Genomic DNA, 8,760 nt, shown 5'->3' with positions numbered 1-8,760 from the left:
GATTAGCGCACTTTGTGCTCTTATCAACTTATTCCTAAACCACTAACCCATTCTCAAGAAAGGAGGAAAGAATTATGGCTATCTACCATCTATCGATGCAAATCATCAGTCGTTCAAAAGGACAATCAGCTGTCGCTGCAGCTGCTTACCGCAGTGGAGAAAAACTACATGATGAACGTACTGACGAACAAAAGTTTTATGCTCGTGATGTACAGCCAGAAACCATGATTCTGACTCCTTCTGATGCGCCAGAATGGATGAAAGATCGTAACCGTTTATGGAATGAAGTTGAAAAAGTAGAGAAACGTAAAGACTCACAATTGGCACGTGAATTAAACATTGCGTTACCAATTGAACTAAATCAGGATCAACAAAAAGAACTCATTCAGTCTTTTGCTCAAAATGAATTTGTTCAAAAAGGAATGGTTGCAGACATCTCTATCCATCGTGACAATGCCAATAACCCTCACGCTCACATCATGTTAACGATGAGAAACTTGGATCAAGATGGGTTTGGCAAAAAGAATCGTGACTGGAATGCTGATTTTGCCAATGCCAAAGAAAACAATCGTGGGTACGTTAAAAATAGCGAGGGTTGCTTGTCTATTCGTGAAGAGTGGGCAAACTATGCCAATCAAGCGTTAGAACAAGCTCAAAGTAAAGAGCGTATTACGCACCTTTCTCATGAGAACCGCGGACTTGAAGTCCTTCCAACCATTCACTTAGGTCATGTCGCTCATGATATGGAGAAGAAAGGAAAACAAAGTCATCGTGGTCAAATCAATCGAGAACGTCAAGAATACAACAAAGCTGTCATTGATCTACAAGCTTATCGTCGTCAAAAAGAAGCTCACGTAAAAAAGATGAAAGAAAAAGAGAAGCAATTTGGCTTCTCTACAGATATTGAAAAGACTTATATTCAAAAGGCAGCGTCGCTTTTAAACCAAAAAGCCATTTCCTTAGACGATATTTTAAAACGCCAGGAAGAACTACGCAAAATGAGTGATCGTCATGATCCAATTGAACGTCATTTCCACGTACAACAGCAACAATTTCTGAACGTCAGCAATCACTATGACCGTATAAGGGATTTAAACTATGAAATCCAACAAAATGAAGAAAAAGTAGAAGAACTTAAAGGGTCTCTTAATCCCTTTAAACTCAAAGGAAATAATATGATGAAACGTCGTCATCTTGATAAGATTTCTGATTTAGAAAGTAACAAACAAACCTATGTAAATGGCATTGAAAGGTATAAAGAATCCCTTCGTTTCTCAAATGAAGAAGAGTTCTGCGAACGCTATACAGAATTCTCTCAGCAAAAAGAGAATCGTCTGCATCAAATTAAGTATGAGAAGCAACAGATTCAAGTAGAAACTAAAGTATTGTTACAAGCAGAGGAAGCCATTAAAACAGCTAAAATTCGTGAAGTAAGCTCTCACTATCCAGACTTAAAAACAGCTGGAAAATATTTAAGCTATGAGAATGCATTAAAACTAGAGAAACATATAGATATGGCCAAAAAGACTCCTGTAACGTTAGAAGTCATTGAAAAAGCAATTGAAAATCAACAAGACGATCTATACAAACTAAAGAAAGACCTAAAAATCTTTCAAACGGAAAAAGATCATCTAGATAATATAAAAAACCAAGTTACTAGCCTTGAAAAAACAGAAAAAGAACTTGATAAATTAAACAATAGTCCTGGTGAAGCAGCTAAGCGTTTAGTTTCAAAGAAAGCACGTCAGCACTATGAAGAATTGCAACATGAAGCAAATCACTACCGAGATAACCTTAAGGAAAAAGGATATAAAGGACCAGAGGATTTAAACAAGCGACAAGCCGAAATTAGAGGACTTGAGGAAAATGTAATACCAACTATAGAAAAAGACATAAAAGTCAAAGAACACGTCACAGAAATAGTCTCAGGCATCTTTGATGCTATTCAGCAAGCTACTCGTAGTGAAGAACAAGGTCAACAGAGGCACCAACTTAGAAAAATGAGGAGTAGCAATATAAATAGATCTAAAAATCAAGGGCCCGAAATTGAACGTTAATAAAAAAGGCTTGTTCAATTATATGAACAAGCCTTTCTCTTTATAAAATTAATAATTTGAATAGCCTTCATGCTTACATTTACAACCAGAGTGATGATCTTTATGACCATCATAACCATCTTTACAGTTACAATTGCCATAATCACTGTCTTTGTTATATCCATCATATCTATCGTAATTACGACAACCACCATAATTATTATTATAGTTCCAACAACCACATCTACAGCGACGTCTACAGCCACAACCAAAGAAATTCCAACAACACATACCTTTCCCCTCCTTTAATTGCCTTAAGGCTTATTTAGTCAACTTAAGTTGACTATCATTTGCTAAGGGGGAACAGCCTGTACTAAGTTTGAGCCTTCATTGACTGCAAATTACCTTATAGTACATGTTATGGAGAAAATAAAATTTGGTATAGGTCAAATGTTTAAAAACATGAAAATTTATATATAATTTAAAATTGATTATACTTGTCCGTAACATTCCTATAACTCCGCATACCATACAATATGTGTATCAATAACTTTCAGATCTCTTGATATAAATAGCAAGAAACTTCTAATTCTAACGATATTCAGGAGTCTATTAAATTAGTTATGTAAAAAGCCTTCCAGTTGAAAGGCCTTTTTATCGATTTAGCAGAAGCCTCCGTAGCCACCACTAAAACAACTACATCCAATAATCAAAAGCAGAATAAATAAGACAATTAGAAGAACATAAACTTAGGGAGGAATTTTAAATACGCATTATTCATCTATAGCATTATATGTACAAATATCGATATCAATTGGATTTTAAGTTAACTTAGGCTACTATTCAGCAATATCTAACTTACATAATAAATTGCATAGATTAAATACCCTTCATTATTTTGAATGAAGGGATGGTTTTTTTATATTAGCACCAAGGACGGGGTCTAGGAGGGCAACTTGGCACACAAAAATGTTGGTGCGTCTCTTGACATACAAGAGATTCTGTATGTGGAAATGAGTGCATAAGCTACTCAAGATGTTCTAAAGCATCATCTCATAAAACCTAATTCTCTAAAATCGAAAACCAGAAAAACTTCCTGAACACATTCAGGGAGTTTTTCTGGTTTTAAATTGCACACAATATATGATAAGTGATTTTATTAATTGAAGGTAGGAAAATAGGCAAGTATATAAACCTTCCATTTTATTTCACATAGAATACAGTATTCTTATCATAACTTTAATTTTATCATCTCTGATGATATGTTTGGTGCCATTGTTGCCAATTACTATGAGGATGCTGCTGATGCCATTGTCCCCATGGTATATATGGATTTTGCTGATGCCATTGCTGCCATGTGCTATGAGGATAATGATGGTGCCATTGTTCCCATGACACGTATGGGTGTTGGTGATGCCACTGCTGCCAGCTACTATGAGGATGTTGCTGATGCCATTGTTCCCATGGCACATATGATGAGTGTCCGTATTGCATAGAATTCACCTTCTTTCGACTAAACTTTTATAGTTTATGTACATTAGTATATAAAGAGCTTATCTTCGTTAAATATGGGCTATCTCCATACTTTTATCTATATCGTAAAATTATCAAAATGAATATTATCTAAATAACATAAGCAAACTAATCAGGATGTACTAAACATCAAAATAAACCTTTAGGGCAAGGTTTGAAAAAAAGACTACTGCATAGGAAACAGTGGTCTTTTTTCTTTTTTACATTGTGTATGATATACAAGCCTAATTTACATAATGGATTTTCTAGGTAGCAAAAAAAGCATCTAATCACAATATTAGGTGCTTTTTTATAACAATTTAAGTCTTCTATTTATCTCGGTTAATTACGCCATTTTTCTTTTTATCTAAAGCTAGTTTTAAATGAGAGATAAACATTACTAGACCACAAGTAATCATTACCCAACGCATAAATCCATGAAAACCAGAATCAAAAATGTTTGCTAAGGCTATTATTAGACCTGATAACATACCAACAAAATTAAAAAACAAAAAATAACCCCTTCCCCTTGTTTTCCTTATAATTACATTTTATCAAAGTTTACGTATTAGTTCAGAATATATGTTATCTGCAATCATAGTTAACGTAATCCACATTATCGGCACTTAAACTTATTCTTCTCTGTCTTCATACATTGAAGGATGAGCAATACATATCCATCCTATAGGGAACTTTTTATTGGACTCAACCTCATACATTGTGGCATGTTCTTCTAGTCCAAATATGATGCCTTTATGTTTTACTGACGAATAGCAACTTTCTTCCCAATCTACATACCAGTTTTCTGGATCAGGATCCACATCTAATAAATCATTTCCCACTCCATAGTGAGTTAGAAATTTACCTTCAAATCCTTCAAACATACAGATTTGAACTATTTTTTTTGTTTCGTGATCTACAAAAAAAGACATGTGTTCAGCATGGAAAACTGTACAACTATGTCTCTTTTCAACTCTATATGGTTGTGCTAGTTCTTTTAATAAAACTTCTTCAGACATACCTAAAAAGAAACTTCCAACTCTTTCTCCTTTTACTATGTTTCCATTCAAATTTCTTTCCATTAATTGACGACCCCTTATCTAAATTTGCTATGTAATAGTCATTTTACCATAATAAAAAACTTGTATATGGTATGCAACGTTAGTTAACATAATCACTCTTTCCGGAACACACCACAAAAAAGAACCCTTGTCGCAGAACGGTTCCGCCGAGGGTTCTTTTTCCGGAGTATGCAGCTTTTTATACATTGTTGATTTATCAGGCTTTTCATTAGGAGGATCAACCACGCGGATGCATAAAAAGCGCACCTTTTATTCATATGCTCAAAGTTGCCTTACATTGATTTAATTATAAAATAGTCGTAAAATTATTCTGACTACTTTTATGATTTGTAATGTTGTCAAACCCCTTAAGATAAAAAGCCGCCTCTCTTACCATACACTCAAGAGGTGGCTTTTTATTTTGCTATTGGCGAGAAATATAAAACGGTATAGCCCGTCTATAAATCAACGTTTCCTCCTTTAGAATTTAAATTATTAAATTCTAAAGGAGGAATATTTTTATGGTCGAATATAGAGGAAGAACAGTGTAAGATAATTTAAGAAACACAGTATTTATTTATCAACTAGCTAGTACTTATCAAGGTTGATATCTTAGGTACAAACCTTGGTAAATCTTAATACTAAGGTTTCTTATTAAGATATATAGATTTAAATTTAGGTTTATAAAGTAGGTGGAAACATGGATATTTTTGAGAACCACGGTGACAAAAAATTGGATAAAGACCAAGGTTCTGATGTTGATAATGAATTAGAATTTACAATTAAAGAGGCTGCTAATATTATAGGTGAAACACCTAATGTCGTAAGAAACTGGATGAAGGAATTACGTGATTATATTCCTCATAAAAAAGATGCATCTAATGGCTATACAAAATTTGATAAAGCAGGTATGGAAAGGTTAAAAGAAATCCGATCGTTGCACCGAGAACAGAATTGGTCAATTAAGCAAATTGAAAATTATTTTGCTACAGGAGGAGAATCTTTTAAACCAGAACCTACAAAGGCAACAGGTGAAGTTATTGCTGACGAATTAAAAGAGCTAAAAGAAGAGATCAAGTTATTAAGAGAACATAACGAACAACAAAAACAATTTAATATGGCTCTTATTAAAAAATTAGACGAAGTAAGTAATCGTAATGAAGAGCATTATAAACGTTTTGATGAAACAGCTCGGTCTCTTTTAGAAACAAAAAAAATGTTAGCTGTTGCTGATGACTTAAGTAAAAACCACAGTAAAGACCTTGGTAAATCAGGATTCAAAGGCTTTCTATCACGATTATTCCAAGGTAAATAACAATTGAACTATTAACCTATATAAACCAAAAAAAGAAAGCTCCATTGCAATGGAGCTTTCTTTTTTTGGTTTATATTACTATTTTTCATTGAATTATCAGATTAATAGAAGGTATAATAGACTTAACAAAATGGACGGAATAGAAAAAAGACTTCAACGTGTTTAAGAAGTGTAAGCAGCACCCTTAAACCGTTCCCCCTACGCAAACTAGGGAAAACACCTGTCGAAGTCTCTTGTTAATAGTTTCATTATCGATAAGATAAAACTTATGGTTTTATTTTATACGAAATTGACATCTATTTCAAGGGCTTAGTTCATCACAAAAAAAGACATTGTTTTCCTTGTTAAGGGAGACAATGTCTTTTTTTGTTCCTAAAAGGAGAAGATGAACCAATGACAATTAGCCGCATACTTACTACGGAAGAGTTTAACCACATGCAAGCCTACGAAAGTTATACAGAAAATCGTCCTCAACATCAATCGATGAAACGAAAATTATTGAAAGAAATTATTCAGCTCTATGGTGATAAATACTATCGTTTACATGACGGAACAAGAAAAGCTTTAGATCGACTATGCTGGTTAGGTGCAGAGAAAGGCTTTTGCTTTCCTGGCAGTACATATTTAGGTAAAACCTATGAAAAATCCAAAGGAACCATTGACCGTCACATAAAAGAGTTACGAGAACAAGGGCAAATTGTAACTATCTATCGACGTTGTCCTCGTAATAACGGTAAAGGGAATCCTGTACACTTATTTGTTAACCACCCTTACTTCGAGTATTGGGTAAACTTTTTACAGCTCGATTTGACTTCTCATGTTGAAGCAGATGTTGAAGCAGAAAATGCTGAAATCCCTTGTGAGAGTAAGGATGAAGAGGCAAAAAAAATCCCTACCTATAATTTAACTTTAAAAGATTTAAATAAATACATACGTAAAGACATAGATATAAAGCTTTCAACGGATTATCTACCGTCTTTTATTCCAACACCATTTAAAGAAGCCGTACAGCCGTTTTTTAACTATGCAGATGATATTTATCACTTATGGGGGAAAGTACGCTTAGCACACAAAATAAGCTGCCTAGAGAAGCCTGTTGAGGAATTAGTATCAATTGCTGTTCAAGCATTTAAAGAAACGGTCTTTGCTTATAAAAGAAATCGAATAAAAACAACCTTTGACGCCTATTTTTTCGGGACTTTAAGAGGTTTATTTGCTGCTGAGCGTAGAAGAGAAGTTCAAAGAAATAAATCTAATCCGTTATTCTATAACTTTTTAGACTTAGATGCTTAATATAGTTATCTTGAAGCCTATTTTTGTCTATAGACTGTTGAGAATCGGCTGTTTAGAAAAATACTTATGCAAAGAAACATTGTATACTTACGTGACTACATGTGTAGCTGTATCAATAACAATCTAAAATAAAACCTTGTAAAGGACATGGCATAATTATTGTTTGCGGTTTAAGAGAAGGATCTTCAAAAAATGAAACCTTTAAGATGCCTTTTCCTGTACTTATGTTGAATCATATATAAAATCTCTATTACATGCGTTGGTGTATAAGCAATTAGGGGATTATAATCAATAAGTCTATAAATTAACCGTATTTTTCAAGATACTTTCCTAATAGGTAACTTTGATTACGTTAGTAATCATGTACCTATTAGAAATGTTCTTTTTCTTACTCCTTTTTTAGATTAGATTTTTAAGCCCACGGGACGCTTAAATCATGTCTAATAAGAACTTATTAGGTCTTTGTTGTATTTCGTAAAGCCATTTTACTTCCGGGGTTAAACTAATCATTCATCTAAGTTAAAATAAAAGAAATAAAAAATGAGGTGATTGGAAATGAGAATAAAATTTGAAGAGCCAGTTACACCGGAACTTATTGCTAGTACATTACAAGAGTTAATGGATGAGTATGAAGTAACTCTTTCGAAAGCAAATCTATATATTAATTTTCGTAATGCTGATGGGGAGCTAGTGACATTAGTCAATAGTAACGGAGATGAGGTCGAGAGAGTCATAGTCAAGAAACCGAAAACTCAAAAGCCCAAAAAGAAAAATTCAAAAAGCAATTTAGTTGAATTTCCAAACAAAGAACGAGAAATTGATATTGAATAGTATAAGAACTAAAAGGTTTCAAATTAGCTATTTTAGTTTGAGTAGTTTATTCAAGCTAAAATAGCTAATTTGAAACTCTATAAACTTGCGTTGTAAATTATTCTTGGGAAGTAGCTACTTCAGCTGCTGCTTTCTTTTTTTCTTTTACAACCACATCCTGATGCAAAATCTTATCTTTATTTTTCCCTACATAAGATTGCAATGCTTTCGCAATCTTTTCTGCTTCGTCTTCATTTTGAATCTCAAAGTATTTCTCGAAGATCGCGCCGACTTGAATAAGTCGTCTTGTTCTTTCTTTTCTCTCTTTTTCTTTTTTACGCGCTTCAACTTGTTGTTTCTTCGCTTTCATCTTCTCAATTTTCTCTTCTAATTCCAGAAGAATTTCCTCATCTGTTCGCTTCTTCGGCACCCATACTCATCTCCTTTTTTCTGTTCTCTAATGTTTAAATTGATTATATCAAAAATTGGGGTAAATTGGTATCCTTAGCATAGATTCTCTCACCAGGGTATGGTATAATTCCCTTAGATCGAAGAGATAAGGGCGCACTTATACATCGTACCGATGTGTGCGGTTCCTTTGGAACGAAAAGACAAAACCAAAGACTCATTCGCCTAGATGGCGAATTTTATAAAACCTGTTTGCCTATCGGCAAAGATGAAATCAGCATCTGACACCTTCGGTGTTCATGATGCTGATTTCATCAAAAACGTT

General features: G+C 33.8%; 8 protein-coding genes and 1 pseudogene. 4 read left to right on the top strand and 5 right to left on the bottom strand.

What is annotated here, in order from left to right; all coding sequences use genetic code 11:
• Positions 1–74 precede the first annotated feature (74 nt).
• The gene (gene mobQ, locus ACWATA_RS29185) at positions 75–2,057 is read left to right on the top strand and encodes a MobQ family relaxase (RefSeq protein WP_473050521.1); all 1,983 of its coding nucleotides are present in this window, start codon (positions 75–77) and stop codon (positions 2,055–2,057) included.
• 641 nt (positions 2,058–2,698) lie between these two features.
• Here mobQ and ACWATA_RS29180 read toward each other — a convergent pair.
• From ACWATA_RS29180 to ACWATA_RS29165, 4 genes and pseudogenes are all read right to left on the bottom strand, one after another.
• Positions 2,699–2,782: pseudogene (locus ACWATA_RS29180) on the bottom strand (YjcZ family sporulation protein); the annotation flags it as partial.
• A gap of 502 nt (positions 2,783–3,284) precedes the next feature.
• Positions 3,285–3,530: a hypothetical protein gene (locus ACWATA_RS29175; protein ID WP_081085249.1), complete on the bottom strand. Its 246-nt coding sequence runs from the start codon at positions 3,528–3,530 to the stop codon at positions 3,285–3,287.
• Between the two features lie 347 nt (positions 3,531–3,877).
• A complete protein-coding gene (locus ACWATA_RS29170) occupies positions 3,878–4,060 on the bottom strand; it encodes a hypothetical protein (protein ID WP_473050519.1) in 183 nt (60 codons plus the stop codon).
• 120 nt (positions 4,061–4,180) lie between these two features.
• Positions 4,181–4,630 (bottom strand): hypothetical protein, encoded by a 450-nt coding sequence (locus ACWATA_RS29165; protein WP_473050526.1) that lies wholly within the window; start codon positions 4,628–4,630, stop codon positions 4,181–4,183.
• A gap of 679 nt (positions 4,631–5,309) precedes the next feature.
• Here ACWATA_RS29165 and ACWATA_RS29160 point away from each other — a divergent pair.
• The 3 genes from ACWATA_RS29160 to ACWATA_RS29150 all read left to right on the top strand — a co-directional run bounded on the left by ACWATA_RS29160 (position 5,310) and on the right by ACWATA_RS29150 (position 8,048).
• Entirely contained in the window at positions 5,310–5,924 is a 615-nt protein-coding gene (locus ACWATA_RS29160) for a MerR family transcriptional regulator (protein ID WP_473050525.1), read from the top strand.
• A gap of 393 nt (positions 5,925–6,317) precedes the next feature.
• Positions 6,318–7,217 carry a transcriptional regulator gene (locus tag ACWATA_RS29155; protein ID WP_473050524.1) on the top strand — a complete coding sequence of 300 codons (900 nt, stop codon included), beginning with the start codon at positions 6,318–6,320 and terminating at the stop codon, positions 7,215–7,217.
• Positions 7,218–7,772: 555 nt separating this feature from the next.
• Positions 7,773–8,048 (top strand): hypothetical protein, encoded by a 276-nt coding sequence (locus ACWATA_RS29150; protein WP_473050523.1) that lies wholly within the window; start codon positions 7,773–7,775, stop codon positions 8,046–8,048.
• A 97-nt stretch (positions 8,049–8,145) separates the two neighbouring features.
• Here the strand turns inward: ACWATA_RS29150 and ACWATA_RS29145 are convergent, their stop codons facing one another.
• Positions 8,146–8,457 (bottom strand): hypothetical protein, encoded by a 312-nt coding sequence (locus tag ACWATA_RS29145; RefSeq protein WP_473050522.1) that lies wholly within the window; start codon positions 8,455–8,457, stop codon positions 8,146–8,148.
• Positions 8,458–8,760 lie beyond the last annotated feature (303 nt).

It is taken from the genome of Priestia sp. USM5, assembly GCF_058323215.1.
Note: the sequence above shows the minus strand (reverse complement) of the source record. Positions and strands in the feature narration are given on the sequence as shown.

Excerpts from the sequence above, each read along its gene's own strand:
- mobQ (WP_473050521.1), top strand. The coding sequence starts at position 75 with ATGGCTATCTACCATCTATCGATGCAAATCATCAGTCGTTCAAAAGGA.
- ACWATA_RS29160 (WP_473050525.1), top strand. The coding sequence starts at position 5,310 with ATGGATATTTTTGAGAACCACGGTGACAAAAAATTGGATAAAGACCAA.
- ACWATA_RS29155 (WP_473050524.1), top strand. The coding sequence starts at position 6,318 with ATGACAATTAGCCGCATACTTACTACGGAAGAGTTTAACCACATGCAA.
- ACWATA_RS29150 (WP_473050523.1), top strand. The coding sequence starts at position 7,773 with ATGAGAATAAAATTTGAAGAGCCAGTTACACCGGAACTTATTGCTAGT.
- ACWATA_RS29175 (WP_081085249.1), bottom strand. The coding sequence starts at position 3,530 with ATGCAATACGGACACTCATCATATGTGCCATGGGAACAATGGCATCAG.
- ACWATA_RS29165 (WP_473050526.1), bottom strand. The coding sequence starts at position 4,630 with ATGGAAAGAAATTTGAATGGAAACATAGTAAAAGGAGAAAGAGTTGGA.